The following is a 26,720-nucleotide window of genomic DNA, read 5'->3' on the forward strand; positions in this document are numbered from 1 at the left end:
TCACTCACCTATGTTAGTATGAAACGCGTAGATGCGGTGACCCCGTCAGGGGCTGCTACCAGCACGGTCCCGATACTTGCGGGGAACCCCGTATCGCTGGCGACCTCTACGTGTAATGTCTCGCCGGGATCCAGCATCCCGGGGTTGATGGCGTCGCCGGTGATCGAGTCTATGCCGGCGTTTCTCCAGTACAGGCCGGTTGTCTGGCCCGGCTGCTGGTAAGGTACCCAGTAGGTGTCGACGACACCGTTGCCCGGGTCCGTAAATTTGAGTATTACATCCATCCGGGAGATGCTGGTTATTTTTTCGCTGCCGGAGTTAGCGACGTCAAACGAGAGCGAGCCGTTCAGGTAACCGGCGGCCCCGTCGAGTTCCATCGCAGTCTTGAGCTGCTGGTTTTTCAGGTCTCCGGAGCTCTTCATGGTCGCAGCCGTAACGTCTGCCGACTGAGCCATACCTCCTATGAGGACGTAGCCCGCCGCAATTAGTACCACGATAGAGATGGCGGTAGCGATCACAGGGCCGAATCCCACGATATCGCCTCCTCGGAATACGTAAGCCTAATGACTGCCGTGCCGGACGGGCTGTTCACCGTAATCCGCAGCGAAGCCAGGCTACTTTTGCCGCTGCCACTGGTTATATAAGCCCTCTGCTTTTTCACGTCGCTCATGCAATCATATCCTGAAATCGAACTGGGCTGTTGCGCTTACACCGTTAGGCGCGGCCACCTGTACTATCCCTGCGTCTGCGGGGTGCGGTGCGCTGAGTACCGCCCTGACGGTCATTGTCTCGCCAGGCATCAGCAAGGTTGTGCCCGCGGTGTTCCGCACGGGCGAGATTACGCCGGCACTATACCACTGGCCGACGCCAGTGACAGGATTGCCGGCGCCGGGCACATACCCGAGCCAGCCTGCATCCACGTACTGTCCGGTACCCGGGTCGACGTACTTCAGGAGCACGTCCATGCCCGAGATGTCGGATATCCGGGTGCTACCATTGTTAGTCACGTTGAACTCCAGGGTTTCTGCGTTTACTTTCGTCACGTTGACCACCGTCAGCGCAGTATCCATTTGCCCGGCCTTGATTTCCCGGACTGTTGCAGCCGATGCCGTCGCCGCGTTGAGCGTGTAGCTCATGCCGGCCAGGATCATGTAGCCGGCCACCAGCAGGATGGCAATTGAGAGGCCTGTTGTGATGATGCCGCCGAAGCCCATGGGTCCCACCTACCAGGAGAAGGTATCCTCCGCGTACACGCCGTTGTCCAGCGCGATCCTGAACCGGGCTGTGCCGGCCGGGAGCGGGCTCCCGTAGTCGATGGTCACCTGCAGCGTCTCGACAGGGTCCCAGTCGTTGTCGCCGTCGCCGCCGAGGATGCTGTACTGCCAGTTCCGGGAACCGGCGGCCTGGGAGATCCTCGTCGTGACCCCGTTGCCGGGATACAGGTATACGTCGGTCAGGCCCAGATCGGCTTCCTTGATCACCGTGTCGCCGGTGTTCTTCACCCAGACAACCAGGTGGAAGTGGCCTTCGGCGTCTGTGCCGGGGTATTCCGTCAGCACCTTCAGGTCGGTCTTCATCCGGTCGACGGTCACGCTGTTCATGGACAGGATAGAGCCCGAGGCGCTGTACAGCGCCGGATAGATGGCGTTCAGCAAAACGACGGCCGCGATGATGGTCGCCACCGTCAGGATTGCAGTGCTGATGGTCTCTTCTGCCATGGTTCGTCCGCCTCACAGGGTGAATTCATGTCCGGCCGCTACGCCGTTATATGCAACGATCCGGACGATCTGCCGGTCCGACCTGAAGTCGTAGTTGTCTGTGCTGATTGCCACGTCGAGCGTTTCTCCCGGGTTCCAGTGCTGGTCGCCGTTGCCGTCCTGGATCGTATACTGCCAGGAAGGCAGCGTTGCGCCGGTTTTGCACTTGTACAGGCTGGAGCCGCTACCGAAGTAGACGTCCGTCTTTCCCAGGTTCGGGCCGGTGAGGGTCAGCTTGCCGGTGTTCTTTACGTACACGTGTAACGTGCTGGAAACCGAAGGGTCGAGCCCTTCAGATATGATTGTGAAGTCTGTTTTCATCCGGTCGCCCGAAGCCTCGGATACGGATGTCACCGAACCCGAGAAGCCATAGACCGCGGGAAACATCGCGTTGATAAGCGCTGCAGTAGCCACGACTCCTGCGATGATCAGGATTGCAGTGCTGATGGTATTCTGCGCCATTATCCGTCCGTCTCCCTCATCATATCGTGATCGTGCCTTCGAAGCTCGCGGCGTTGTGCAGCACGAGCTTGATCTGGTGATCGCCGGCCGTGAACCGGGTAGCTCCGGGGTCGTAGAGGGTCATTTCCAGCGTTTCGCCGGTATCCCAGTGCCCGTTGTCGTCGGTATCGTCGAGGCTGTACGCCCACCACAAGCCGGCAGAGGAGCCGGGTGAGGCTCTGGCCATGGTGCCTTTGTCCCCGAAGTATACGTCGGTGTAAGTGATCCTGCTATCGGGGACCTGGACGCTTCCGGTGTTTTTGACCCATACCTGCAGTGCAGTAGAGTTAGGCGAGTTCGCCATCACTATCCGGATGTCGCTTTTTGCCCGGTCGCTGGCCATGCCGGATACGCTCGTGAGCGACCCGGTGGTCGTGAAGAGGGCAGGATAGATGGCGTTGACCAGCACTACCACTGAGATGATGGCCGCTATGATCAGTATCGCCGTTGTGAGGACATCCTGAGCCATGTTTACCTGCCTCTTGTGATCATGTTCCTAACCTATACTGTGAATGCCTGTTCGGTCATTGCTCCATTGATGAGCTGAATCCTGAGCCGGTAGCTACCGTCCGCGAAGCTTTCGTCGGGATTATGCACCTGGATAACCAGGGTTTCGCCTTGGCTCCACGTCGCATCTCCGCCGGTGAGCGTGTAAGTCCAGTACGGCTCGGTCTCCGACACACTGCCGGATACCAGCATGAGGGGAGTATTCGCTCCACCCAGGTATACGGTCATCGTCGGGAATGACGCTTCCTGAAATTCCGTCCTGCCGTTGTTCAGCACGTCGAAGCGCAGCTCCGATTGGGATGCCACCTCGTAGTTGATGACTGCCAGGCTGGTGGCCGCCCGATCATCTGCCTCTCCGCCGGTCGACCTGATGTCGTCCGAGACGCCGAAAACGGAAGGGAAGATGGCGTTCAGCAGTGCAGCGGTGATAATTACCGTCGCAATGACCATTACTGCCGTTCCGATCACCTCGTGCGCCATTTCAGTCACCGTTCAGATTGTCAGCGTGTACTCGCTGGCGGCCCCGTTGGGCAGGGCAAACTTGATTCTGTGTACCCCCGGATTCCGGGGCAGCCCCGCCGAGATCACTTCGATCTTCACCGTTTCCCCGGGGTCCAGGAAACTGTCGCCATTATTGGGAGCTTCGATACTGCAGGTTGCGGCATAGTTTGCCATCGATCCGGTATCGTTGCCGTAGTAGAACCGGGCAGCCTGCAGCTCGCTTTCTGCGATCCGCGTCCGGCCGGAGTTCTTGGCCCATACGTCGAGGGTAGTGCCGTCGACGAAGCTGTACGAAGACACAGTAAGCAGCGTTTTCGTCCGGCTGTCGGTATCGGAGGTAGAGGTAAGAATATCGCGGGATGAGCCGTTCAGCGTGGGATAAATGGCGTTGACCACAGCGACTACCGCGATCACTGACGCGATGATAAAAATCGCTGTGCTCATCGTATTCGAAACCATAGTTTTTGCTCCCGCAACACTTGCCTTATACCAGTCTGTTTTCGGCACGCTGAGGCGTGTCGATAAATGTTTATGCCTGCACGTCGGCCTGTTGTGCCCGGACCATCCCACAATGGCCGGGCAGGCTTCTCTCGACCTGCAGGTGATCCCTTTGATCAGTATCGCTCTTCCGGGTTGAGCAGGACGTTGAGCATTCTCGAGTCGAGCTCCTTGTCCCCGGGGTTCAGGATCATGTACAGAGTGTACAGATCGCTGACGCACTCTTTGATGTCGAGCCGCTTCGGAGGCTTCTGGGGCTCCGATTCCATCAGCTTGGACATCCGCTGCACGATGAGCTTCGTCTCTTCGCTGAGGTAGCCCGTGGACACGTACATCTCCAGCAGATCGTTGAGCCTTTCGCTCCCGTTCTTGCGGATCATGTTGCGCGTCCAGTCCATGATCTGGTTGATCGTGTAAGGGTCGATCTTGCGGCTGCCGGTGAGCGTAGCAGGCCCGCCTGTGCGAGTCTTGTTCCGCATGGTCTCCAGCATCCTGCGCTGCTCCTCGAACTCGTTCATGACTTCCATGTCCCGCTTCGAGTAGCCGTCCGGGTTCGCATCCTCGTTCCTGGAGGCGGCCCCATATTTGTCCATGGCTTTGTCGAGCGCCCGCTCCCGGTCAAGCAGTTCTTGCTCACGTCTTCTGAGATCGCTGCCTGCGGCAGACAGCTCATCGGCATCGCCTGCATCAGCCTCTTCTTCATCGTCGACTTCTGCCGCTTTTTTCTTGCCCTTCTTAGGCTTCTTCTTGCTCTTGGCCGCCGGCCTTTCCTCTTCCTCTTCTTCATCGTCCAGATCAGGCTTCAGCGGCATCTCGAACTGGATGGGGTCTTCCTTGATGACCGGCGGAGTGGCCGGCATCTGCAGCTGCTGGATGTTGAGAAACGGGTTTTCCGCGTTGTTCATCTGTTCCCGGATGTCCACGATCAGCTTCTTGATCGATCCCTTGAGGATCATGACCTCTTTCTCGAGCTTGTCCACTTTCTTGGTCGGATCCTCGCTCGAGGCGTCCATGATGATTTGATTGATCGCGTTCTGGTCCATGTCAGCCATACCCACACCCCTAGCCCGTCACTCCACGGACTACCGCCTGCCACGCAGGCGCTGCCTGCTGTGCAGGCCACGCATAGATATTACTAATAGCGCCCACAGAGGGCATATAAAGATAATAACTGGTCCGGTGAACACCTTTTTTGTCGCAATTGCTCTGGGTCATGTTCAGTTACTCCAGCTGGCTTTGTTACACTTCTCTGCATGCAAGCACACGTGTAGCGTGCCGTAATTACACATAAAACTCGGTCAGTGTTATAATATATTTTTTGTATAGAATGCGAAATTAAGTGAATTTAATTTCAAAAGTAAAAGTACTGACATAATATTTACTTATTGGAAATTGTAAAATCGAAAGTGACAGGGGTACTGCCAGATACCCTGAAAAACGTGTACGAGGAGTCCCGGGAGTCATTCGTGGCCCTGCAATCTAGCCCCTGTGCTTGACGGCCCTGCTCCGGCGGGGCTTCGGGTTAGGCTGCTCCACCAGCTCGGGCAGTACAGGCTCTGGTATGGCCCTGGTGATACGAGCCCGTTTCCTGATCCGAAGGGGCTCTTCCTCCCGCTCCGGCTCGTCTGGCAGAACGTCGATCTCCGGCAGAGGTTCGGTCATTTCGAACTCGTCTTCGTAGCGTTCAGGAGCCGGCGGATAGGTTTCCCGTACCCGCCTCGGGGCAGGACGGTAAGGTGCAGGCCGGCGCTGCTCTGCAGGCGAAGGCCTGTAGTAGCGGTCTTCCTCGAAGTCGGCAGGCTCCCTGGAGGCTCTCCTGGGACTGGCCTCCGGGCGGTAATAATCCCTCTCGTACCTTTCCCGTGCCGGCTGCCTGGGCTCAAATCGTTCTTGCTCGTAGTAATACTCATCATCCTGATCCCGGTAGTAATATTCGGGGGGAGCTCTGGTGGTGGCTACTCTGCGCCGCCCGGCGCTCTGCTGACGATACCGGTAGTCGGCCTCGTCGGCATCAGTATAGTCGGGAGCGTAGGGATACCCGTATTGGGCAGGCTCGTATTCCGGATGATCGTAGAAATACGGACGCGGTTCATAGGGCAGTTGCCGGGAAGCCTCGTGGTACATGCCACGCCCCTGCTGCTCGGGCCAGCGCCCCTGGTGATAGGGAGGGTAAGGATAGGGCCAGCTGCCGGGATAAGCCTCGTTACCGGGGTTTACAGGCCTGCCGCAGGTGGCACAGACGTGCCTCTCGCCTGACTGGGCAAGGCCGCCATTAGACCGGACATGCCGGGCGTTTCTGGACCCATGGTCCACATAACCCTGCTGGGATAACAGCTGATAAAGATAATTTACGAGATCGTAGTAATGAGTGGTAGTAGTACTAGTCGAGCAGGTATTGCCCGGAGTCTGGGCCTTCCTCGCCATGGGACAGCCTTGATCCTGGTTGTTAATGTTAGCGGATAGTGGGCAACGATTGTGCACCTCGTTCGCTCTCGCCGCATAAGGACATCCGGGGTTATTGCCAGTACTTTTCTCCTGAGCCATAGCTTTCTCCTTTTCTGCCTGCTTTGCCGCCTCTGCCTTTACCTTATCCTCTGCCTGCTTTTTCTCTTCATCAGCCTTAGGCAGGTCGAACTCGATCGGGTCTTCCTTGATGACCGGAGCCGGGGGCGGCATCTGGAGCATCTGGATGTTGCTGAACGGGTTCTCCGAGGAGTTCATCTGCTCCCTGATGTCGAGGATCAGCTTTTTAATCGAGCCCTTGAGGATCATGAATTCCTTTTCGATCTCGTTACATTTACAGGCGGAGTGCTCTCCGGTAGAATCCACGATGATCTCGTTAATTTCGCTCTGGTCCATTAGCAGCACCTCCACACAGGCTTGCTGTGCAGGCAGGTTCGGTAAATGCTCAAGCTATGCCTGTCAATCCCCGGGCTCGGAGTACCGGGCGTCGGCGCCGGCATGTTTTAAATCGCAGGCGTTGACCCGGAAATCGGGGGCCCAATAGACAGTATCGGTGCACCTTAAGCACCTAAAAATTGATGATGACTTATAATATATTTTTTGTATAAAAAGTGAGATTAAGGAAAGCGATTTGCAAAATTGCAAGGGCTGACACCCGAATAAAATATTCATCTGGAAAAGATCGCCAGAGCTCAGCAGGAAGCAGATGTTAGATATGCCACCAGATGCCCTGGTAAACAATGATCGGAAAAAATAATCGGCGAATGATGCTCTTAAAGAGCACCATTCTATCATCCCGCCTTATTCTTGGCTCTTTAGCCCAGCCTCATGATGGTCTTGATGACCGGCGGAGTCTTGAGCGGGATCATCAGGCTTGCACCCGACGCAGGCTTAATCTCGATGTTGACATCGTAGTTAGTGCCCGGAGCCTGGTTTAACGCACCTGCGCCCGGACCGTTCAGCGCATCCGTGAGACCGACGTGCAGTGTAACCTTCTCGAACTGCTCGAGCAGGTTGTTAGGCGTAACCTGGTTAGACTGCACCCAGAAGTACAGGTAACCAGTTGCCGGAGTCAGAGGGCCCTTTCCAGCAGTTGCACCAGTCCAGGTTCCATATGTAGCTACATAGTCGTAGTGAGCGGCATTACCGTCTCCCCAGATTGCAGATACATAGTCATCCTGCGAAGTGTAGGATATTACTGTCTTCTCAAGATCGACTGGATTGTTGCCCGCGGTCAGCGACAGAGTAATGTCGATGTAGGTCACATCAGTGCCAGCTCCTCCGCCGATGATGTCGCCGGCGAGCTCGATGGACGAGGTTGCCTGATCAACACCAGTGTGCACGACTTCCTTGCTCTTCTGCGAGGTGAAGAAACCTGCACCCAGCATAACATATGAGAAGACAGCCGCGACCACTACGAAGGCGATGAGGACGATTGCAGCCTCAAGGCCCGTGAAAGCCGCACTGTTCTTCGTGAATTTCCTGTTAGACTTCATAATCATTACCTCAGTTGCTTATTACTTCCATTCACCTGACGAATTTACAGCAGCACCATGTAGCTGTCGATCGTCGGCGGTACAGTGAACGTAATCTGCAGGTTTGCACCAGTAGCCGGCTTAATATCCAGCGTAACCTTTTCGTTAGCGCCTACTCTCTGCTCGCCGGTATAGGGTGTGTTGGCCACGTCGTTCCTGACAAGATCTGCTGCACCGTTACCTACGTTGGTCGGGAAGGGCAGGTTCAGCTGAACCTTCTCGTTCTTGTCCAGCATATTGTCACCATTGCCGGCAACCACGAACTGGTAGCCGCCATCGGTGGTTGGAGTTCCATCGTTGTGGACGTCGCTCGTGAGAGCCATCGCAGTGCTGGGCATGCCCGAGTAGATATTATCTTCGTAATAAGATGCAGTCGTGTAAGAGACCACCATCTTGGTCATGTCGACCGGATTATTACCTGCAGTCAAAGACAGAGTAACGATTGCACCATCCAGCTTAGCGTCGGTGGCGTCACCGAGGCCGATGGTGTCACCTGCGATCTGCAGGGATGCGGTTGCCTGGTCAACACCAGTGTGCACGACTTCCTTGCTCTTCTGCGAGGTGAAGAAACCTGCACCCAGCATAACGTAAGAGAACACTGCCGCTACGACCACGAAGGCGATGAGGACGATTGCAGCCTCAAGGCCCGTGAAACCAGCACTGTTCTTAGTGAATTTCCTGTTGGATTTCATGAATAATTCCTCACAATCCTCAATGACTGTTTTACACCAGCGTCATGACACCGGAGACTACCGGCGGAGTGGTCAGCGTAATCGGTAAGATCGCACCAGCCGCAGGCTTTACCTCAATGGTAAACTGCGTGTTAGCCACCAAGTTATAAGTGCCGGGGATAGTAATGTCAAGCCTGACTTTCTCGAACTCTTCGAGCATATTATCCTCAGATCCGGCCGCCTGGTTGGACTTCACCCAGTGGATATCTGCAGCATTTGTCACACCATCGAAAATCCTCGGGTTGTATTGCAGGTTATCCTTGTAGGATACGACCACCTTGGACGTGTCTACCGGATTGTTACCCGCGGTCAGCGACAGGGTAACATAGAGATTAGTAACTTCATTAGCCGCGCCAATACCGGTGACGTCACCGGATAACTGGATAGACGAGGTCGCCTGATCAACACCTGTGTGCACGACTTCCTTGCTCTTCTGCGAGGTGAAGAAGCCTGCACCCAGCATCACATAAGAGAAAACTGCAGCAACTACCACGAAGGCGATGAGGACGATAGCAGCCTCAAGGCCCGTGAAAGCCGCATTGTTCTTCGTGTTTCTGTTTTTCATGTTTTTACCTCACAATTAGCCGTAGATCCATTGATTCTACAGGCTGCTCTTAATTGCTATATCAACCAGTGTTAATATAAATGTTTTCTAATTCATTGGAAATTACCCAAATTAAATTTCAGATATGAAAAATGTACTAGAAATAATAGAGATAATTGAAAAATAACGTATATGTATGCCGCAATAACAATAAACGAACAATAAATACTCACAATTACCAATTGGTTAGCAACCACATGCATAACTAACGATTTGCAATGTAGATTAATGCCTGATATTAAAAATATTTGAAAAATGACGAGATTAGCCAAGCGCTTCGACCTGTAGAGGCCGCCGTAATTATGCCTGGAAAAAGTAGATAGGTAGCTGTGGAGAGTACAACTGCTTCAACAATCGATAATACAAAGGATATACAGGACTTGAACTATCCTGCCCCTGAAAAACAATGCCTGAGCATACTTGATCTAAGCCATATAATGTAAATTCAGGCGAATATGGCACTTTATGCTGGCCGGGATAGCACACGAATGTGATATTATAAAGACTTACTTGCCAGACCTTTGTTAAAGCTCGGGCACATAGGAGAGACTTGTAGAAAAGAAGTACAGTAGAATAGCTGAAAAAAGAAAAAGAGATGGTGCCATCAGGCACCAGCTCGCCTTAGCCCAGCCTCATGATGGTCTTGATGACCGGCGGAGTCTTGAGCGGGATCATCAAGGTTGCGCCGGATGCCGGCTTTATCTCGAGGTTGATGTCGTAGTTTGTGCCCGGCTGGTGGGTAAGTTCCCCAGTAAGGCCCAGGTTGTCATCGTTCGTCAGGCAGATATGGATGGTAACCTTTTCAAACTGCTCGAGCAGGTTGTTAGGGGTGACCTGGTTAGACTGGACCCAGTAGTACATGTAGCCCGTTCCAGGAACCATGGGGGTATCCGCAGCGGTGTCTTTCGCATCGGTTGCTCCTTCCCAGGTAGGGTATACTGCTGCATAGTCATAGTGAGCGCTGTTGCCGTCTCCCCAGATTGCAGATTTATAGTCATCCTCCGAATTGTACGAGACGACCAGCTTCTCAAGATCGACTGGATTGTTGCCCGCGGTCAGCGACAGAGTAACATCGATGTACTCTACCACGGTGCCACCGGAGCTGCCGCCGATGATGTCGCCGGCGAGCTCGATGGACGAGGTTGCCTGATCAACACCAGTGTGCACGACTTCCTTACTCTTCTGCGAGGTGAAGAAACCTGCACCCAGCATAACATATGAGAAGACAGCCGCGACCACTACGAAGGCGATGAGGACGATTGCAGCCTCAAGGCCCGTGAAAGCCGCACTGTTCTTCGTGAATTTCCTGTTAGACTTCATAATCATTACCTCAGTTGCTTATTACTTCCATTCACCTGACGAATTTACAGCAGCACCATGTAGCTGTCGATCGTCGGCGGTACAGTGAACGTAATCTGCAGGTTTGCACCAGTAGCCGGCTTAATATCCAGCGTAACCTTCTCATTCGCACCTACCCGCTCGTCGGTAGCGTAGAGATTACCCGCTGCGTTGCCCAGCACGTTGTGCCTTGCATCGGTCGGGAAGGGCAGGTTCAGCTGAACCTTCTCATTCTTGTCCAGCAGTGCGTCGCCGTTACCGGCTACTACCCACTGGTAGCCACCGTTTTCGCTGTTACCAGCGTTGTAGATATCGCTGGCCGTGGTGATCCCGGTGCTCGTTGCGCCTGAGTAGATGTTGTCTTCATAGTTAGTGGCAGTCGTGTAAGAGACGACCAGTTTACCCATGTCGACCGGGTTGTTGCCCGCGGTCAGCGACAGAGTAACGATTGCACCATCAAGCTTAGCGTCAGTAGTGTCGCCGATGCCGATGATGTCGCCTGCGATCTGCAGGGATGCGGTTGCCTGGTCAACACCAGTGTGCACGACTTCCTTACTCTTCTGCGAGGTGAAGAAACCTGCACCCAGCATAACATATGAGAAGACAGCCGCGACCACTACGAAGGCGATGAGGACGATTGCAGCCTCAAGGCCCGTGAAAGCCGCACTGTTCTTCGTGAATTTCCTGTTAGACTTCATGAATAATACCTCACAATCCTCAATGGTTTGGTTACACCAGCGTCATGACACCTGAGATGACCGGCGGAGTGGTCAGCGTAATCGGCAGGATCGCACCAGCCGCAGGCTTTACCTCAAGAGTAAACTGCGTGTTTATGCCCAGGTTATAGCTGCCGGGGACAGTAATGTCGAGCCTGACTTTCTCGAACTCTTCGAGCATATTATCCTCAGATCCGACAGCCTGGTTGGACTTCACCCACGTGCTGACGAACGCCATCTTCGGGCTGTACTGCAGGTTGTCCTTGTAGGATACGACTATCTTGGACGTGTCGACTGGATTGTTACCAGCAGTCAGCGACAGCGTTACCAGAAGATTGGTAACTTCACCAGCTGCCCCTTTTCCGATGACGTCACCGGAGAGCTGAATGGACGAGGTGGCCTGGTCAACACCTGTGTGCACGACTTCCTTGCTCTTCTGCGAGGTGAAGAAGCCTGCACCCAGCATAACGTATGAGAAGACAGCCGCGACTACCACGAAAGCGATGAGCACTATGGCAGCCTCAAGGCCCGTGAATGCCGCATTATTCTTCTGGAATTTTCTTCCGTTGCTTTTCATTATATTACCTCACAATTCTTTACATACCGGGTTATTGTTGACTACCCGGTTGCTCATAGTAAGTAGTTCATTGAGTGCTAATATAAATTTTTTCTAATTATTGGGAAATTATGCCAAAATAATTTCAGATATGGAAAATTGGTTCTGGAATTACAAAAATGTAACAAAACTGAGTTTGTTTCAACTGTTGAAACTTAGATGATTATTATTTACAGTTAGGATTAAATGTATCGTCCGGAGCCTAATAATGATACGTGCGGCGATTTGTTCGCCGGCGCAAAATAAGCCGACTTCAAAACGATATAAATATAAATGAACAGCTCGCCGATCATTGGTAAAAAGCGATTAGCATTCTGTAATATGCTTTAGATATTTGTAAAAAATGGGTAGTTACAGAAAAAATATGGTAAAACTGGGCGCTTCCGGGGCTCAGGCCGAAAGGTTTCTCCACCGTGCGGGCGAGAGCCCGGAGCAAGCCGATTCTATCTTCCATTCACCGGTAGCCATAGGATGGCTGCGTACCTGTTTGACCACCGTATGCCGGCTGCCCGTATGCGGGCTGACCATAACCAGGCTGCTGATACCCGGGTTGTGGATATCCCGGCTGCTGATAACCCGGCTGCGGGTATCCGGGCTGGATGACCGGCGTTGCCGTTGCGACAGCCTGCGGAGGCACGTTGTAGTACTCGAACGCGTTCTTCGCATCGGAGAATCTGGCCGAGGTAATCACGTTACCCGTGGTATCATAGACAGTAAGCAGGATGTCGCTTCCCTTCATATCGGTGAAGCTGTAAATCGAGCTGACCATGTACGTGAGGTTGGCCATGGTGCCAGCCATGCTGTACGGGTCCCCGTTTGCCAGCAGCTTCACGTCCAGCGAAACCGTCCGGTTGGGGTTCTCGGTGATGTACACGTTGGCATTCCCCTGCGAAGCGGAGCTCAGCTGCTCGCCGAGGATGGCCGCCCGGTCGTTATTGCCGTACGCACCGTTCGCCACAGGCTTTGCCGGTGCGGGCGGTATGTTCAGGACACCGGGCTGTTGCTGCGGCAGTTGCTGGCCCCCGAGCTGAGGCTGCTGCATACCGGTCTGCATACCTGGTTGCATGCCCTGCTGCATCGAGGGCTGCTGAGACACAGGCTGCTGTGCCCCTTGCGGGAAGCCTGCCATCTGCTGGCCCGTATTTAGCTGCTGCGCCGCTGCGGTCCCTGCCAGCAGGACCAGCGACGCAATGATAACTGCACATAATATTGTTTTCATCCTCAATCCTCCCCTTATAATATCTATTATGAATCCACCTGTCAATCTGGGGGGCATTTATATAAAAATTAACGCATTAAAAATGCGTCATAACAGATACCTGCATAAGATCGCTAGTATGCTGTTTAACACGAACAGTAAGTAGGGCCTGCTGGATAACGGCAGCCCGTTATCACATCCGCCGCTGCGTCAGCCACTTCTTCGCCTCGATCCAGCACGTAGATACTATCGCTACCAGGATTATCGCTGCCCAGGCTGTCAGAGGTAGCCCCGTTGTAAAAAATCTGGTGCAGAGCGGGTACGCTTGTGATCGTAAAAACAAGTACTATCATCCCTGCCAGCCACATGGCTCCAAAACGGTTGGTAAACAGGCCTTGCTTCAGTAGTGGCAGCCGATCCTGCTTCAGGTTCAGCGCCAGCAGGATGTGGCCGATGAGCCAGGTGACGAAAGCCGCAGTCTGCGCCGTGACTACGTCGCCAGTAGTGAAGTATTGCCAGCCGGGTAATCTGATAAATGTAATTCTATAAATGACCATAATCGATTAATAGCTCCGGCTATAAACACCCGCAAGATCATTTTTGGTGCTTAAAGGTGGATATACAGTGTCGGGAATCCGTATCGTTACTATAGCAATAGTCGCCCTGTCTATATTACTAGTCATTGTCACGCAAGCCCAGGTAGCAGGGCCGTCGATTACCTGCTCCCCCAGCCCCGATGCCATGAAATCGGGCTCCGTCACGACCATCAGCTACACCATGGCCAATGTGGTTGATAGCGATGTCGGAGTCGTGATCAACGGCTCGGGCGGTGACACGGTGTGGACTACGCAGCTGTCCGGCCAGGCCGCAGGAACTCATAGCGTGACATGGGACGGGACAGACGGCCATGGCAACCCGGTCCCGGACGACAGGTACACGATTACCCTGACAGCTACTAACGGGACGATTGCAGGCCTACCCTCCGCCTTCGGGATTGCGGTAGACGGCAACGGCGACATCTACATAGCTGACGCTTTAAACCACCGGGTACTGATATTCGACAGCACAGGCGCCTTGATCCAAACCATCGGGGGGACCCGGGGTACTGGCAACTACGAGTTTAACAGCCCGTGGGATCTCGAAGTGGACGGCAACGGCAACATCTACGTAGCCGACACAGATAACAACCGGATCCAGGTATACGACAGCACTGGCGCATGGCTACGAACCATCGAGGGCGGCAGCGTGCAGTTTAACGCCCCTGCCAGTATAGAGGTGGACACTGCAGGCAACACCTACGTGGCCGACTCAGGTAACAACAGGATCCAGATCTTCGACAGTACCGGCACCTGGCAAGAGGACATCAGGAGATTCGGGGCCTTTGATGAGAGATTTGAAAACCCGCGCGGCGTCGCTGTCGACGGCGCCGGCAACATCTACGTAGCCGACACCAGCAATTGCCGGATCCATAAATACGACAGCACCGGCACCTGGCTCCAGACCTTCGGGAGCCCCGGCGAAGGCAACGGAGAATTCTATAATCCGTGGGGTATTGTGGTCGACAGCGCCGGCAACATCTACGTAGCCGACACAGATAACGGCCGAATACAGGTGTTCGACAACGCGGGCACCTGGCAGCACAACATCGAAGGATCGGCGACCGGGCCGTTTCGCTTTACCTTCGGCGTCGCGCTGGACGCCGACGAGAACATCTACATCACCGACTTCGACAATGACCCCGAGCACGACAGCGACCGGGTTTGCGTGTTTTACTCCGGCGTGGAAGGAGTAACTACGGTATGCGTAGATAACATCGTCCCGGTAGTAACGTGCACTCTACCTGACACCTCTGTGAACGGGTGGTATACCACCGACGTACCGGTAGCTTTGTCGGCAACTGATGTCGGCGGCTCAGGAGTCGACCAGATCGAGTACAGCCTGGACAATGCGCACTGGAATACCTATACGGGCCCCTTCGAGGTAACCGGGGAGGGTACGAACACCGTACACTGGAATTGCTCCGACAACGCCGGCAACTACGCCACCGGAAGCCGGCAGATCAACATAGACAAACCGGCCCCCGCCAGCTCAGGAAACCCGCCGCCCACGATCTCGATGGACGAGATGTACGGTAGACAGCCTACCACCACTGCAGCGCCGACCCAGTTACCGACTGCAACCTCAGGTCCGACAGCGACTGTGACCGAGACTATGGTTACGGCCACGATCACGCCATCCCCGACCCTCACGCCCACCCCGATGTCTACGCCGACTCCTGCAGCGACCCCAGAAGAGCCGACGAGCATTCAGGGGCACTGTCTCTGGCCAATACTACTGGTGCTCGCAGTCATCGTCTTAATGGCCGGCGGCTACTACTGGATCAAGAGACAATAAGAGACGGGGGGCTTCGAGCTCTCCCGGCCATCATTTTTCCAGATAGACACAAACAATAAGCTCAGTGTCCATGGAAGAAGACGAACGCTGAGCTGTGCCGGCCATCATTTCCAGGATACTCGCAAGCAGTTGCCTCTGTGCTCGTGAACGTACACGAACGCTGCGCTGTGCCAGGATCACAGATTGTTACAGATTTGACAGATTGCACAGATAACTTCGAGACCCAAAATGATTGATAGCTGATCTTTAATTCTTATCAAGTCGCATCTGTGAAATCAGTGCAATCTGTCGAAATCTGTGATCTGGCACAGCGCAGCGATCGTCTTGCTGTCTCACCCATTTTGAGCAATCAGTAACGCACAGCGCAGCGTTCTTATTGCTGTCTCATGCCACATGAGCAACGAGATTAAAAAAGAGAACCGGGCGACTCTGGACGCGGAGGTTTTGTTCCGCCAGGTCGCCCTCTTTGTCAGGCTAGATCGAAGCCGATACACTCCTTCAGGCACATATGCCGCAAGGCATGGCAAAGTCAAGCTGAAAGCTTACTTCTTCTGTTTCAGCCACGGCATCATGGAGCGGAGCTCCTTGCCCACTACTTCGATGGGATGCTCTGCATCCTGCTGGGTCAGGGCGTTGAAGTGAGGCCTGCCGGCCATGTTTTCGAGGACCCACTCTCTTGCAAAGCGGCCATCCTGGATCTCCTCGAGGGTGCGCCACATTTCCATGCGGCTCTGGTCGTTGATGATCCTCTTGCCCCGGGTCATGCCGCCGTATTGGGCGGTATCCGAGACGCTGTCCCACATGGAAGCCATGCCGCCTTCGTAGATCAGGTCCACGATCAGCTTGAGCTCGTGAAGGGTCTCGAAGTAGGCGATCTCGGGCTGGTAGCCCGCGTTGACCAGGGTCTCGAAGGAGGCCTTGATCATTTCGGAGCAGCCGCCGCAGAGGTCTACCTGCTCGCCGAACAGGTCGGTCTCCGTTTCCTCCTTGAAGGTGGTCGCGAGCACGCCTGCCTTGGTGCAGCCAATACCTGCAGCGTAGGCCAGAGCGTACTGCAGGGCCTTCTTAGATGCGTCCTGCTGGATGGCGACGAGGGCCGGCACGCCTGCGCCCTGCTGGTACATCCTCCTGACGAGGTGGCCCGGGCTCTTGGGGGCGATCATGACGACGTCGATGTCCCTGGAGGGCTTGATCATGCCGTAGGTGATGTTGAAGCCGTGGGAGAAGCCGAGGATCTTGCCCTTCTTCATGTAGGGCTCGATCTGCTCGTGGTACACTTTGCCCTGCAGCTCGTCCGGGATGAGCATCTGGATGTAGTCCGCCTGCTGGGCGGCTTCCTCGATGGTAGCCACTTTCAGGCCGTCCTTCTTCGCCTGCTCCCAGGAGGCCCCGCCCTTGCGGAGGCCTACGATGACGTCGAGGCCGGAGTCCTTGAGGCTCTGAGACTGGGCCATGCCCTGGCTGCCGTAGCCGATGATCGCGATTTTCTTGCCTTTGAGAATCTTGAGATCTGCGTCCTTCTCGTAGTAGATGGTCGCCATTATAACACCATATCTACATCACCAGCCGATCACTTTAAGATTTAGCCCGAACATATTCGGTGTTTGATATATATGGAATCCTCCCCGACCAGTAGCAGCATCGCCATTAGCATCGGTATCAAACACCACGACTGCTGGCACTATAAGCTCTCCCGGGGGCTCAGGGCTACCATCCTGGTCCGCTACACGTATGTCCTGCCTAACAGGCAGCTCTACGGTTACCAGACGATCATGACGCCAGCCTTAGCCAGCCTCGGGCCATACCTGTCAAAGCTGCCCGAAATCAAGAGATACTCCATCCTCTCCCAGGGTTCCGGCCGGGCAGAAGTAGTCACCTGGGCCGAGCAGAGCTCGATCCTGGAACACCTGCTAAAGACCAACTGCGTGTTCATCGGGCCCACCGTGGTGAGGGACGGCATCGAAAACTGGCAGATCATGGCGCCCTCCAGAGAAGAGTTACAGGAAGCCATCGCCAGCCTCGAAAAGCACGCCGAGATCGCCTACATCAGGAACACCGCGTCCGCCCACTCCAGCGAAGGGCTCACCGAACGCCAGACCTCCGCGCTCGCAGCCGCCGTAGAGATGGGGTACTTCGACTCTCCCCGCAAGGCGTCCATCGAAGACGTGGCCAGAATGCTGGGAATATCGGCGTCGACTGCGGTAGAGCACCTGCGGAAGGCGGAGAAGAAGGTGCTGGAGAATTACGTACACCCAGTCTAAATGGTAACCATGGAAAAATGAACCACCGCGGCACGGCCTCTGATCATGACAACTGGAAAATAGAGGTTCTAACCACGGCGGCACGGCGACACCAAGACAATGGCGAGATACGACAAGCTGGATAGATAGTTGAACCACGGCGGCACGGCGACACCAAGACAATGGCGAACCACGAAGAAGTAGGGCTATTCTTATAATCCACGGCGACACCAAGACAGCTCATTAACCAAAAAGCTGCTTGCATGCCGATCGTTGAATTCTGCCAGGCCTCCGGCTCCCGGATACTGAAATACATTTGTCTCCGTGCTGTCAGTCCGCCGTGCCGCCGTGGATAGATAAAAAAGAGCCTGACCTTCAAGGTACTGACTCGCGCCGTGTCGCCGTGCCGCCGTGGTAAGAACATTAATCTGGTTATCCTTTCTCAGTTTGTCGCCGTGTCGCTGTGCCGTTGTGGTTACTAGTCATTGTGCCGCCATGGTTTAGTATATCAGTTCATCAACCATGTCTCTTTTCCCGGAAGGTGATGCGGTAGGTGACTCCGCCTTCGTTTTTGATCTCGATCTCGCCCTCCAGCTGGTTGACCAGCGAAACTACGAGCTGCAGGCCGAGGGTGGTGACCTTGTCGAGGTCGAAGCCGGCCGGGAGGCCTGTGCCGTTGTCGCTGATGATGAGCTCCACCTGTCCGGACTCTTCGGCAGAAACCCTGATCGTCAGCCTGCCTTGCCTGTCTCCGGGGAAGGCGTACTTGAAGGCGTTGGTAGAGAGCTCGTTGATGATCAGCCCGCAGGGAATGGCGGTATCGATGCCGAGCCGGACGTCGTCCGCCTGGATCTCTACGCTGATCTGCCCGGGGTTTGCCCCGTAGGTGCGGTATGCAGACGAGATGAGGCCCCGGACGTATTCCCCGAAGTCGATGCTGGACAGGTCTTTAGACTGGTATAGTTTCTCGTGCAGGAGGGCCATCGACCGGATCCGGCTCTGGCTTTCGGTCAGGGCTGTCACGACATCGGCGTCCTGCAATTTGGACATCTGCAGGTTGAGCAGGCTGGTGATGATCTGCAGGTTGTTCTTCACCCTGTGGTGGACCTCTTTTAGCAATACTTCCTTCTCTTTCAGGGATTCCCGGAGAGCGTCCTCGGTGCGGAGCTTGGCCAGCGCCACGGCCAGGTAGTCGGCCAGCCGCTCCCACAAGGCGATAATCCCCGGAGAGAAGAGGCCCTTTCGGCGGTCGTTCAGCTGCAGGAGGCCCATTCGCTCGTCGCCGAAGCACAGGGCGATCAGGGCTACAGATTCATACCCTTCCCCATTACACCGGTTCCGGGTCCTGGCCTGCCGGTCCGCCTCGGTGGTAGTAGCCAGCAGCCCGGTCGTGCTGTTGCTCCAGAAGCTGCCCCTTGCCGTGAAAAAAGACTTTGATGGGTCGAACCGACCCTGGATCACGTTGCCGCACATACACTCGCATATCGGATAGCCGGTGCTGTCAGTGTAGATCTGTCCCGAGACATCGCGGGTACACAGCCAGTTCTCCGCCCGTACGAATTCGTCCGAGAAACCCCTGAACTCGTAGTACGGGTAGTCATCTCCTTCCCGGAGGCGGACGCCCACGGCTTCACACCCTGACTGCCGCTGGAAGAAGCCCGTCGCGGAGCGGATAAGGTCTCTGGTGCCCTGGCTCTCGTTGACGAGGCGCAGGAACTCGACAGTCAGGTTTCTCTCATCTTCGACCAGCTTCTGGGCAGTGATGTCGTTTCCGACCGAGAGGTTCTCGATCACGTTGCCGGCATCGTCCAGGATAGGCTTGTTGGTCCAGGATATCCAGACGAACTCCCCGTTCTTGCGCACGTTCATTTTCACTGTGGTCAGGTACCGCTCGGGGTGGTTGGTAATCTTCCGGATCAGCCCGGCGATGTAATCGCCTGTCAAGTCGGTGCCGGGAACGATCAAGCCCATCAGGTTCTTTCCGATCATCTCGCTTTCGGAATAGCCGAAGAACCGCGTGGCAAACTCGTTCACGAAGGTAACGGTACCATCCATGTCCCAGCGGATGATGATGCTGTTGGCGCTTTCCACCAGTTCCCGGTACTTCTTCTCGCTCTTGCGCAGCGCCTCTTCCGCCCTCTTACGGTCCTCGATGGGCCGGGTAGTGACCACAATCCCGTCTACTCCGGGCACTCCGAGCATGTTACTGCCCACGGACTCCACATCAAGGTACCTGCCGTCGGCTTTGCGCAACCTGAACTCGGTCGGCTTTCCATCGTTCCTCCGCTCGAAGACATCGCCCAGGTCCCGCATAACCCGGTCCAGGTCATCCGGATGTATGAACTCTGAGGGAGTCTTGCCGAGCATGTATCCGGCCGGATAGCCCAGTATGTTCTCAGAGGACGGGGAATCGTAGACGATCAGCCCCTCGCGATTGATGATCCGGATGATGTCGGACGAGTGCTGGATCAGCGAGCGAAACCTGACCTCGCTCCCCCGGAGCGCCTCTTCAGCCTTGCCCGTAACGAGGACTTGAGAAGTAGTGCTAACCAGGTCCTCCAGCAGTAGTTCCTCGTTGCGATTAATCGGAGTCTTTTTAAACAGCGCCAGTGCGCCCACAGCTTTGCCGTCCCGGGACAGAATGCGGAAGCCGGCCAGCGATACGAGGCCGAGGCTCTGAGCCCAGGCGGGATCGTTGATAAAAGGATTGTTCACGACATCGTTCGTGATGTACTTACCTGACTCGCCTGTAATCAGGCGTCCGACTCGGTAATTCCCGATGGGCACCCGGCGATAGTCGTCGTCGATAGCAGTATAACGCCCGGAACTGGCCATGAGGTGCAGGCACCGGGTTCGATCCGGGCAAACAAGCTCTCCGTCAGTTACTGCCCTGTGTATGCATCCCTTATCACAGAGGTCTCCATCGCTGATCATCCAGATGCGGGCGAAGTCGGCGCCGAAGATATCGATGACGCTGTCGGCGATCTGCTGAAGCCGGGCCTGCAGGTCACCGGTCCCCAGGAGCTGTACTTTGAGTAAACTGAGCTTTCGGAGGTAAGCTTCAGTCTGGCAACGCTCGGTGATGTCCCGGATGGCGGCCACGTGGACATTCCTGCCTTTCCAGGAGAAGAACCGGCCGGTGATCTCCACCGGAAAGACTGTCCCGTCCCGCTTCTTGTGGTACCGGAGAGGAACCACGACGCCGCCGGCAGGTGTTTTAGTAGTAACCCTCTGAGTGTCTTCCGGCTCCGCAGACAGGTCGGTGTTCCGCATCTGCAGCAGCTCGGCCCGGCCGTAGCCGTACATTTCCGTCGCGGCGGTGTTAGCCTCCAGAAGCCTGCCGGTCTCGTTGTCGATAAGAAAAATGGATTCCTTGCCCAGCTCGAAGAGCTCAAAATACTTCTCCTGGCTTTCCCTCAGGGCTTCCTCGGCCCTGGCGAAGCGCTGCAAGTCGAGGTCTTTTTTCGCAAGCTCTGCCCGCAGGCCGGCTATCTCGTTTTTCAGGTGCAGGATTTCTTCGCCCTGCCCGGCATTGTAATTTAGTTTATCGCCCACTGGCAAGATACCTCGTGAATATCAGCGGTTAGCACGGATAGGATAAATCTACTATTGGATAAGCTTTAGATTTTAGGATTGTGGTGCAGAAGCATCGCTACCGGGCTACCGGGCACGAGCCAGTTCCATGATCACGAAATAAAGGCTCTGCGCTCGAGTTTCATGTCAATTTTCCCCCCATATTTTACATTTTTTTCTGCCCCGAAAGAAAAAGCTTTAATTATGGAGATCATAGTCTGCTCAAGTTATGACGGGCGGCAATGGTCATTCTCCGGTTAATAAGGTACGTATTGTAGGTGTACCGCTGGATCTGGGCGCAGACCGCCGGGGCATCGACATGGGCCCGGACGCGCTGCGCAACGATGGTCTGGTCAAGCGAATCGCAGACCTCGACATCCTGGTAGAGGACACGGGCAACATTTTTATTCCGAGACCAGCGCCAGGGCCGTTTAAGAACCCCAAACTCAAGCATTACGACGAAGTACTCTGCGCTTGCAAGAAGGTCCGGGACTTCGTCAGCGAGGCGATCACCGACGGCTACTTCCCGCTGGTCATCGGGGGCGACCACAGCATAGCGATGGGCACGACGGCTGCGCTGAGCAAGCACTACAAAAAGATCGGCCTGATCTGGATCGACGCCCACGGCGACTTCAACACCGAGGATACGACGATCTCGGGCAACATCCACGGCATGAGCTTCGCCACCTCGGTCGGCAGAGGGACGAAAAAGCTCGTGGGCAGAATGGGTAAAACCTGCGTCTGCGAGGAGAACTGCGTACTGATTGGCGCAAGGGACCTCGATCCCCTGGAGAGGGAAGCCCTCAAGAAATCCAAGGTGACCGTGTTTACCATGAGGGATATCGACGAGATGGGCATGCACAAGGTCATGAAAAAGGCGATGAAGATCGCGTGTAAGGGGACGGACGCAATTCACGTCTCGTTCGACCTGGACTCCATCGATCCGGGCGATGCCCCCGGGGTGGGCACTCCGGTGCAGGGCGGCATGACATACAGGGAAGCTCACCTGGCCATGGAGATGGTTTCGGAGTGCGGCAAGCTCAAGGCGCTGGAAGTCGTGGAGCTGAACCCGATCCTGGACAGCTATAACAACACGGGAAAGCTGGCGATCGGCCTGATTACTTCGGCCCTGGGTAAGAAGATATTTTAGTTAAAAAGAAAAGCCCGGAGGTTAGCTCCCCGGGCGATCTGCTATTTTAGGGCCGGTATAGTTGATCGTGCGCAGCAGATCATCTGTTATCGTAACCCGAACGTCTGCCTGTTCGAGGACCCTGGAAAACGCTTCGGCCTCGATCAGCGTCTTCAGCCGGGAGAGGGGGATGGTCACGCCCTCTCCGGACAGGGCCAGCGCGAGCGCTTTTACGTCTTCGTACTCGGCCTTCAGCGAGAGGACCCGCCCGTCTTTCCGGATGTACTTGACTTTTACCCTCCGCTCGACAGCCTTGCCGGCGGCAGTGATCTGGACGGATTTGGTCTCGACATCAAAGGGCATCATGATGTGCTCGTGCCTGAACGCCTTGACACCGATAGTGCCGAACTCCAGCGCCAGGAGGGTGGCGATGGCCTCCACCCGGTCCTCGTTGACGTCCACGTAGACGAGGTATTCCATGCGATTCTTCTTGGTGATGGCGTTGACCACGTGGATATTGTTCGCTCCCGCGTCCATGACTCGCTCGATGATATACGGGACGACCTCCGCCGGGACATCGTCCACCGTTGCCATTAACAGCATAGCTCACCCATTACAGCTCTGCGTATATCCGGGCTGCCCGCTTTGCGACCTCTTCGGCCCGCTGCATGCCGCCGGGGATGGCCGACGAGACATAAGCACCCGCGACTGCTTCTTTCGCCGCCTCTTTAGGCGTGAGCTTACCCATGGCTGCGGCAACTGCGGCCGGCACGATGATGTTCACGATGGTGTGGCCGGACAGCTGAAGCTCGGTCACGGGCACTGCCGCCAGAGGGATGGCCCCGAGAAGTTCCTTGTTTTTGCCCAGGACTGCCTCCGGAATGACTTTCTGGGACAGGCGCTCCAGGACGATCTTCTGCCCGTCGACGGTAGCCTCGACCGAAGCGTCCGTGTCGAAGCCGCAGTACTTCTGGAGGAAGCCGTTAGCCTTGCGCCTGCCGCAGCCTTTGTACTCGGTCACCTTCACGGTGATCTTCTTGCCCATCATGCCGCTGAAGACGGCACTGCAAGCTTCTTCGACCCCGCGGACCTTCTCGTCGTCCAGCGCCCGGACGACTTCTTGCAGGCTCTTGCCGGCCTTCAGCTGCTCGTAGGTGTACTCGGCTCTGCTGTATACGGCTTTTGCCCTCGCGCCGTCCGTCGCCAGGATCATGGCTTTGGTCACGGGGCCGCGCTGGACCTGCTCCGCCTTTCTGGCGATCGTGTTGGTGGCGATCTTCGCGTATTCCGGCTCCAGCCAGAACTTATCCTTGATCTCCTTCAGGCGGTCGGCGGCTTTCTCCACGTCTCCCCGGGTGCTGATCAGCACCTTCATGGCTAGCACTGCGTCTGCGGCCATGTGGCCGAGGGGAGGCTGGAGCGGCCCTCCGGAGAACCCCGCGCCGATGGCCAGCGATTCCTCGAACGAGGAGAGGATCTCTTCGAAGGCGATCATGCCTACGACGGAGGGCCCGCCGATGTCTTTCAGGATGACGCCCAGGTCTCCCACCAGGCGGGCAGTGTCGTACTCCTCGCCCGTACCCCGGATGTGGAGCTTTTTCGGGAGGCCGGCGGCTTCCACCGCTCCGAGGCCGGCCAGGTAGGCGCTGTTCGTCTTCATGAACTCGCCGTACTGCTCGCCCACTTCCGAGTCGGGGTGGACGATCTCCAGAATTGCCGCGGCGCCGAACAGCGCGGCTATGATCGGGCTCGGGGGCATGCCGACGTTTGCGTAAGCCTTGAGCATGCCGAGCGTCGCAGCGTTTGCGCCTTTGGTGGCGAGCTCAGGGAAACCGATGTCCTCGCCCAGCGCACCGTGACCGTACAGCGGCCCACCGCCGACACCCATAGGCAGGAGACTGCCGTCGATGCGGGAGATCTTGTTGTCGAAGATGTCGTCGTAGAGGGCTTTTACAGCGGCGTAACCCGAGATGCGGTTGTTGACCTTAGGCGTAGGTATAGAGATAACGCCACACCGGTCCACCCGGGCGATAATCCTGGCCATCGCGCCCAGCTTCCGGTTGCCTGCCGGCACCCCGGCCTGGGCGTTTGTACCCGCCATGTAGCACATGGCGGCGCTGATCAACGCGGCGTTGGCCGGGTCCGCGCCGGCCAGCTCAGCCGAGGCGATGGCTTTTTTCAGCACGTCGTCGATGGGCAGGCGCTGCACATTGTGATCAGTGAGCATGATGTTGGTTCCCCGAAGCACTTCTTCAGCGATGGTGTTAGCCACGCAGGTGACGGCAATGTTGAGCATGCCGTGGCCTTTGGTCAGCGCCTCGATCCGGTCGTTGGTCATCATGTCGATGTCCGATGTAGCAGCCATTATTGCGGCGTATACTTCCTTATCCATACGGATTCCCGTACTAGTTTTGGAAAAAAGAGGTTAAATAGCTTCTATAGTCACCGCAATCAAAAGGGTGAGGTGTCCACTTGCGGCATTGCCGCAAACGGTCCTTATCCCGTGATTATTGTAAATTAACGCCGTTAAGCCGCAACCCATATATCACAGGATGGCGTTCTAGTAATTTCTCGCGATTGTAGTCAGACATGGCACCCCAAGTCATCGTGATGGCACATCCAGTTAGGAAAAAAGTTATATACTACGTCGCATATGAGTAATTTGATGGTCAAAAAAGTGAAGCGCAGGGTGTCATGCCTCCCTAAGGCTACGTACTACAAGCCGAGGGAGATACCCATGTGCGACCTGGAAATTATCAACTTGTCCGTAGAGGAGCTCGAAGCTATCCGGCTTTGCGACCTCCTTCAGATTGCGCAGGATGAAGCCGCTGACCAGATGGGCATCTCCAGAAAAACCTTCTGGAACGACCTGCAGAAGGCCCGCCAGAAGGTGGCGGATGCCCTCGTCAACGGCAAAGCCATCCAGATCTCAGGAGGGGACTACGTGAACAGCGGGGAGTGCAAAGTAGAGTTCCTTTGCCAGAAGTGTAACTTTACCTGGGAGTCCCCGTGCAACGAGAAGCGCCCCGAGAGCTGCCCGAAGTGCGGCTCGGAAAGTATCTACCGCAAAGGCGGGGACGGGCGCGGCAAGCGGCTGACCCGGCACGGCTACGGTTGCCCCCGGCACGCCGTAGATGCAGTGGCTGAAGAGGAGAAGAGGAGTGATTTAAATGACAAAAATAGCAATCCCATCGATGAGCAGTGAAGGTCTTGATTCGGAAGTATCTGCCCACTTTGGCTCATGCCAGTACTTCACGATTATACAGATCAACGACAGGAATGTCGCAGAGGTGGAATCAATAGGGAACGGCTCGGAAGACGGCCAGCACAACTGTGCAGCCCCGGCCCTCCTCCTGAAAGCTAACGACGTGCAGGCAGTCCTTGTATCGGGCATCGGCGGAAGGCCGCTGATGAGCCTGACCGGACAGGGTATCAAGGTGTACGCAGGTGCAGTAGGCAAAGTCTCCGACGCAGTCCAGGACTTCAACGATGGCCTGCTGCAAGAGCTGTCGACGATGGGAACCTGTAACTGCCACCACCACTAGAGGGATCAAGATGAGCGATACCGGAGCCGAACAGTGCAGTTCCTGCCAGAGTAAAAATTCCGCCGCCTGCGACACCTGCTCTTCGAAAGGCAATACCGGCCAGACAGAGCAGCAGGTGAAAATTAGTAAAAACCTGGGTGCCATCAGGCACCGCATAGCGATTGTCAGCGGCAAGGGAGGCGTCGGCAAGAGCACAGTCACAGCCGGCATCGCCTATAACCTGGCGAAAAGCGGATTTAAGGTAGGAATACTGGATGCCGACGTCAGCGGTCCCAACATCCCTCACCTGCTGAACGTGGAAGCGGAAAAGATGCAGGTCTCACAGGAAGGTCTGCTGCCAGTCGTTGCCGCTTACGGCATCAAGATCGCTTCGGCCGAGTCGCTGATAGAATCCAGCGATACCCCTATCGTATGGAGAGGGCCGATGCGTAGCTCTCTCATCAACCAGTTTTTGGCGGACATGCAGTGGGGCGAACTGGACTTTTTACTCGTCGACCTGCCCCCGGGAACAGGGGACGAGCCGCTGAGCATCATGCAGACCATCCCGCTGACAGGCCTCGTCATCGTGAGCACCCCGTCCAGCCTGTCCATCCTCGACGTCAGCAAGATCATCAACATGGCGAAAACGATGAACGTGAGGGTGCTGGGGCTGGTGGAAAACATGGCGTACTACGAATGTCCCGGCTGTCGCGAGAAGGTGTACCCCTTCGGAGATGGAAAAGTAAGAGAGCTGGCCGGAAAGTACGACCTGAGCTTCCTGGGGCAGTTGCCGCTCGATCCCATGAACAGTGGCAAGGACGTGATCGTTTCAGACGAATCGCCGGCTGCCAGGATGGCTGAGGAGATAACCGGCAAAATCCTGAAATCGCTGTAA

Annotated in this window: 28 protein-coding genes; 6 read left to right on the forward strand and 22 right to left on the reverse strand. The window is 55.7% G+C overall.

All coding sequences use genetic code 11. From position 1 onward, the window contains the following. Positions 1-8 precede the first annotated feature (8 nt). From ACPLPM_RS14575 to ACPLPM_RS14660, 18 genes are all read right to left on the reverse strand, one after another. Positions 9-533, reverse strand: coding sequence for a hypothetical protein (locus ACPLPM_RS14575; protein WP_424357498.1), 525 nt, complete (start codon positions 531-533; stop codon positions 9-11). Beyond that, complete coding sequence (locus ACPLPM_RS14580; RefSeq protein WP_424357499.1) at positions 515-670, reverse strand: hypothetical protein; 156 nt, start codon at positions 668-670, stop codon at positions 515-517. Before ACPLPM_RS14580 ends, ACPLPM_RS14575 begins: the two co-directional genes overlap by 19 nt. A gap of 4 nt (positions 671-674) precedes the next feature. Continuing rightward, a complete protein-coding gene (locus tag ACPLPM_RS14585) occupies positions 675-1,214 on the reverse strand; it encodes a hypothetical protein (RefSeq protein ID WP_424357500.1) in 540 nt (179 codons plus the stop codon). Positions 1,215-1,223: 9 nt separating this feature from the next. Continuing rightward, positions 1,224-1,718, reverse strand: a complete 495-nt coding sequence (locus ACPLPM_RS14590) for a hypothetical protein (protein ID WP_424357501.1) — start codon at positions 1,716-1,718, stop codon at positions 1,224-1,226. A 12-nt stretch (positions 1,719-1,730) separates the two neighbouring features. Then, positions 1,731-2,219, reverse strand: a complete 489-nt coding sequence (locus ACPLPM_RS14595; protein ID WP_424357502.1) for a hypothetical protein — start codon at positions 2,217-2,219, stop codon at positions 1,731-1,733. A gap of 19 nt (positions 2,220-2,238) precedes the next feature. Further along, positions 2,239-2,727: a hypothetical protein gene (locus tag ACPLPM_RS14600; RefSeq protein WP_424357503.1), complete on the reverse strand. Its 489-nt coding sequence runs from the start codon at positions 2,725-2,727 to the stop codon at positions 2,239-2,241. A gap of 32 nt (positions 2,728-2,759) precedes the next feature. Then, positions 2,760-3,245 carry a hypothetical protein gene (locus tag ACPLPM_RS14605; protein ID WP_424357504.1) on the reverse strand — a complete coding sequence of 162 codons (486 nt, stop codon included), beginning with the start codon at positions 3,243-3,245 and terminating at the stop codon, positions 2,760-2,762. A gap of 12 nt (positions 3,246-3,257) precedes the next feature. After that, a complete protein-coding gene (locus tag ACPLPM_RS14610) occupies positions 3,258-3,725 on the reverse strand; it encodes a hypothetical protein (protein WP_424357505.1) in 468 nt (155 codons plus the stop codon). Positions 3,726-3,880: 155 nt separating this feature from the next. After that, positions 3,881-4,816: a FlaD/FlaE family flagellar protein gene (locus ACPLPM_RS14615; RefSeq protein WP_424357506.1), complete on the reverse strand. Its 936-nt coding sequence runs from the start codon at positions 4,814-4,816 to the stop codon at positions 3,881-3,883. 427 nt (positions 4,817-5,243) lie between these two features. Further along, positions 5,244-6,623, reverse strand: coding sequence for a hypothetical protein (locus tag ACPLPM_RS14620; protein ID WP_424357507.1), 1,380 nt, complete (start codon positions 6,621-6,623; stop codon positions 5,244-5,246). Positions 6,624-7,042: 419 nt separating this feature from the next. Then, the gene (locus ACPLPM_RS14625; RefSeq protein WP_424357508.1) at positions 7,043-7,723 is read right to left on the reverse strand and encodes an archaellin/type IV pilin N-terminal domain-containing protein; all 681 of its coding nucleotides are present in this window, start codon (positions 7,721-7,723) and stop codon (positions 7,043-7,045) included. Positions 7,724-7,767: 44 nt separating this feature from the next. Beyond that, positions 7,768-8,454, reverse strand: coding sequence for an archaellin/type IV pilin N-terminal domain-containing protein (locus ACPLPM_RS14630; protein ID WP_424357509.1), 687 nt, complete (start codon positions 8,452-8,454; stop codon positions 7,768-7,770). Between the two features lie 31 nt (positions 8,455-8,485). Then, on the reverse strand, positions 8,486-9,058 hold the full coding sequence (locus ACPLPM_RS14635; protein ID WP_424357510.1) for an archaellin/type IV pilin N-terminal domain-containing protein: 573 nt from the start codon (positions 9,056-9,058) through the stop codon (positions 8,486-8,488). Between the two features lie 660 nt (positions 9,059-9,718). Next, positions 9,719-10,417, reverse strand: coding sequence for an archaellin/type IV pilin N-terminal domain-containing protein (locus tag ACPLPM_RS14640; RefSeq protein ID WP_424357511.1), 699 nt, complete (start codon positions 10,415-10,417; stop codon positions 9,719-9,721). Between the two features lie 44 nt (positions 10,418-10,461). Next, entirely contained in the window at positions 10,462-11,133 is a 672-nt protein-coding gene (locus ACPLPM_RS14645; RefSeq protein WP_424357512.1) for an archaellin/type IV pilin N-terminal domain-containing protein, read from the reverse strand. 31 nt (positions 11,134-11,164) lie between these two features. Then, positions 11,165-11,728, reverse strand: a complete 564-nt coding sequence (locus ACPLPM_RS14650; protein ID WP_424357513.1) for an archaellin/type IV pilin N-terminal domain-containing protein — start codon at positions 11,726-11,728, stop codon at positions 11,165-11,167. Between the two features lie 493 nt (positions 11,729-12,221). Then, positions 12,222-12,986: a hypothetical protein gene (locus tag ACPLPM_RS14655; RefSeq protein ID WP_424357514.1), complete on the reverse strand. Its 765-nt coding sequence runs from the start codon at positions 12,984-12,986 to the stop codon at positions 12,222-12,224. A gap of 125 nt (positions 12,987-13,111) precedes the next feature. Continuing rightward, positions 13,112-13,522, reverse strand: a complete 411-nt coding sequence (locus tag ACPLPM_RS14660; RefSeq protein WP_424357515.1) for a cation-translocating P-type ATPase C-terminal domain-containing protein — start codon at positions 13,520-13,522, stop codon at positions 13,112-13,114. Positions 13,523-13,589: 67 nt separating this feature from the next. Between ACPLPM_RS14660 and ACPLPM_RS14665 the strand changes: the two genes are divergently transcribed. After that, positions 13,590-15,359: an OmpL47-type beta-barrel domain-containing protein gene (locus ACPLPM_RS14665; RefSeq protein WP_424357516.1), complete on the forward strand. Its 1,770-nt coding sequence runs from the start codon at positions 13,590-13,592 to the stop codon at positions 15,357-15,359. A gap of 542 nt (positions 15,360-15,901) precedes the next feature. On the opposite strand, the gene ilvC is transcribed toward ACPLPM_RS14665, so the two are convergent. Next, positions 15,902-16,900: a ketol-acid reductoisomerase gene (gene ilvC, locus ACPLPM_RS14670; protein WP_424357517.1), complete on the reverse strand. Its 999-nt coding sequence runs from the start codon at positions 16,898-16,900 to the stop codon at positions 15,902-15,904. Between the two features lie 72 nt (positions 16,901-16,972). Between ilvC and ACPLPM_RS14675 the strand changes: the two genes are divergently transcribed. Next, positions 16,973-17,620: a helix-turn-helix domain-containing protein gene (locus ACPLPM_RS14675; protein WP_424357518.1), complete on the forward strand. Its 648-nt coding sequence runs from the start codon at positions 16,973-16,975 to the stop codon at positions 17,618-17,620. 495 nt (positions 17,621-18,115) lie between these two features. On the opposite strand, the gene ACPLPM_RS14680 is transcribed toward ACPLPM_RS14675, so the two are convergent. Beyond that, a complete protein-coding gene (locus ACPLPM_RS14680; protein ID WP_424357519.1) occupies positions 18,116-21,154 on the reverse strand; it encodes a PAS domain S-box protein in 3,039 nt (1,012 codons plus the stop codon). Positions 21,155-21,401: 247 nt separating this feature from the next. On the opposite strand from ACPLPM_RS14680, the gene rocF reads away from it, so the two are divergent. Beyond that, positions 21,402-22,322, forward strand: coding sequence for an arginase (rocF, locus tag ACPLPM_RS14685; protein ID WP_424357520.1), 921 nt, complete (start codon positions 21,402-21,404; stop codon positions 22,320-22,322). 21 nt (positions 22,323-22,343) lie between these two features. Here rocF and larC read toward each other — a convergent pair whose 3' ends face one another. Then, positions 22,344-22,895 carry a nickel insertion protein gene (larC, locus tag ACPLPM_RS14690; protein ID WP_424357521.1) on the reverse strand — a complete coding sequence of 184 codons (552 nt, stop codon included), beginning with the start codon at positions 22,893-22,895 and terminating at the stop codon, positions 22,344-22,346. 19 nt (positions 22,896-22,914) lie between these two features. After that, positions 22,915-24,693, reverse strand: coding sequence for a hypothetical protein (locus ACPLPM_RS14695; RefSeq protein ID WP_424357522.1), 1,779 nt, complete (start codon positions 24,691-24,693; stop codon positions 22,915-22,917). A gap of 273 nt (positions 24,694-24,966) precedes the next feature. Between ACPLPM_RS14695 and ACPLPM_RS14700 the strand changes: the two genes are divergently transcribed. Genes ACPLPM_RS14700 through ACPLPM_RS14710 form a run of 3 tightly spaced genes read left to right on the forward strand, consistent with a single transcriptional unit; the run spans position 24,967 to position 26,720 of the window. Continuing rightward, positions 24,967-25,506: a DUF134 domain-containing protein gene (locus ACPLPM_RS14700; protein ID WP_424357523.1), complete on the forward strand. Its 540-nt coding sequence runs from the start codon at positions 24,967-24,969 to the stop codon at positions 25,504-25,506. Continuing rightward, the gene (locus tag ACPLPM_RS14705; protein ID WP_424357524.1) at positions 25,496-25,846 is read left to right on the forward strand and encodes a NifB/NifX family molybdenum-iron cluster-binding protein; all 351 of its coding nucleotides are present in this window, start codon (positions 25,496-25,498) and stop codon (positions 25,844-25,846) included. Before ACPLPM_RS14700 ends, ACPLPM_RS14705 begins: the two co-directional genes overlap by 11 nt. 10 nt (positions 25,847-25,856) lie before the next feature. Next, positions 25,857-26,720 (forward strand): Mrp/NBP35 family ATP-binding protein, encoded by an 864-nt coding sequence (locus ACPLPM_RS14710; protein ID WP_424357525.1) that lies wholly within the window; start codon positions 25,857-25,859, stop codon positions 26,718-26,720.

The sequence above is a fragment of the Methanocella sp. MCL-LM genome (genome assembly GCF_049676595.1).
Lineage (GTDB): Archaea > Halobacteriota > Methanocellia > Methanocellales > Methanocellaceae > Methanocella_A.

Bases quoted from the DNA above. Each gene is read 5' to 3' on its own strand.
- ACPLPM_RS14650 (WP_424357513.1), bottom strand. From the start codon at position 11,728: ATGAAAAGCAACGGAAGAAAATTCCAGAAGAATAATGCGGCATTCACG.
- ACPLPM_RS14625 (WP_424357508.1), bottom strand. From the start codon at position 7,723: ATGAAGTCTAACAGGAAATTCACGAAGAACAGTGCGGCTTTCACGGGC.
- ACPLPM_RS14615 (WP_424357506.1), bottom strand. From the start codon at position 4,816: ATGGCTGACATGGACCAGAACGCGATCAATCAAATCATCATGGACGCC.
- ACPLPM_RS14675 (WP_424357518.1), top strand. From the start codon at position 16,973: ATGGAATCCTCCCCGACCAGTAGCAGCATCGCCATTAGCATCGGTATC.
- ACPLPM_RS14645 (WP_424357512.1), bottom strand. From the start codon at position 11,133: ATGAAGTCTAACAGGAAATTCACGAAGAACAGTGCGGCTTTCACGGGC.
- ACPLPM_RS14705 (WP_424357524.1), top strand. From the start codon at position 25,496: ATGAGCAGTGAAGGTCTTGATTCGGAAGTATCTGCCCACTTTGGCTCA.
- ACPLPM_RS14655 (WP_424357514.1), bottom strand. From the start codon at position 12,986: ATGAAAACAATATTATGTGCAGTTATCATTGCGTCGCTGGTCCTGCTG.
- ACPLPM_RS14595 (WP_424357502.1), bottom strand. From the start codon at position 2,219: ATGGCGCAGAATACCATCAGCACTGCAATCCTGATCATCGCAGGAGTC.
- ilvC (WP_424357517.1), bottom strand. From the start codon at position 16,900: ATGGCGACCATCTACTACGAGAAGGACGCAGATCTCAAGATTCTCAAA.
- rocF (WP_424357520.1), top strand. From the start codon at position 21,402: ATGACGGGCGGCAATGGTCATTCTCCGGTTAATAAGGTACGTATTGTA.
- larC (WP_424357521.1), bottom strand. From the start codon at position 22,895: ATGGCAACGGTGGACGATGTCCCGGCGGAGGTCGTCCCGTATATCATC.
- ACPLPM_RS14605 (WP_424357504.1), bottom strand. From the start codon at position 3,245: ATGGCGCACGAGGTGATCGGAACGGCAGTAATGGTCATTGCGACGGTA.
- ACPLPM_RS14630 (WP_424357509.1), bottom strand. From the start codon at position 8,454: ATGAAATCCAACAGGAAATTCACTAAGAACAGTGCTGGTTTCACGGGC.
- ACPLPM_RS14635 (WP_424357510.1), bottom strand. From the start codon at position 9,058: ATGAAAAACAGAAACACGAAGAACAATGCGGCTTTCACGGGCCTTGAG.
- ACPLPM_RS14600 (WP_424357503.1), bottom strand. From the start codon at position 2,727: ATGGCTCAGGATGTCCTCACAACGGCGATACTGATCATAGCGGCCATC.
- ACPLPM_RS14700 (WP_424357523.1), top strand. From the start codon at position 24,967: ATGGTCAAAAAAGTGAAGCGCAGGGTGTCATGCCTCCCTAAGGCTACG.
- ACPLPM_RS14695 (WP_424357522.1), bottom strand. From the start codon at position 24,693: ATGGATAAGGAAGTATACGCCGCAATAATGGCTGCTACATCGGACATC.
- ACPLPM_RS14660 (WP_424357515.1), bottom strand. From the start codon at position 13,522: ATGGTCATTTATAGAATTACATTTATCAGATTACCCGGCTGGCAATAC.
- ACPLPM_RS14710 (WP_424357525.1), top strand. From the start codon at position 25,857: ATGAGCGATACCGGAGCCGAACAGTGCAGTTCCTGCCAGAGTAAAAAT.
- ACPLPM_RS14640 (WP_424357511.1), bottom strand. From the start codon at position 10,417: ATGAAGTCTAACAGGAAATTCACGAAGAACAGTGCGGCTTTCACGGGC.
- ACPLPM_RS14610 (WP_424357505.1), bottom strand. From the start codon at position 3,725: ATGGTTTCGAATACGATGAGCACAGCGATTTTTATCATCGCGTCAGTG.
- ACPLPM_RS14620 (WP_424357507.1), bottom strand. From the start codon at position 6,623: ATGGACCAGAGCGAAATTAACGAGATCATCGTGGATTCTACCGGAGAG.
- ACPLPM_RS14585 (WP_424357500.1), bottom strand. From the start codon at position 1,214: ATGGGCTTCGGCGGCATCATCACAACAGGCCTCTCAATTGCCATCCTG.
- ACPLPM_RS14580 (WP_424357499.1), bottom strand. From the start codon at position 670: ATGAGCGACGTGAAAAAGCAGAGGGCTTATATAACCAGTGGCAGCGGC.
- ACPLPM_RS14590 (WP_424357501.1), bottom strand. From the start codon at position 1,718: ATGGCAGAAGAGACCATCAGCACTGCAATCCTGACGGTGGCGACCATC.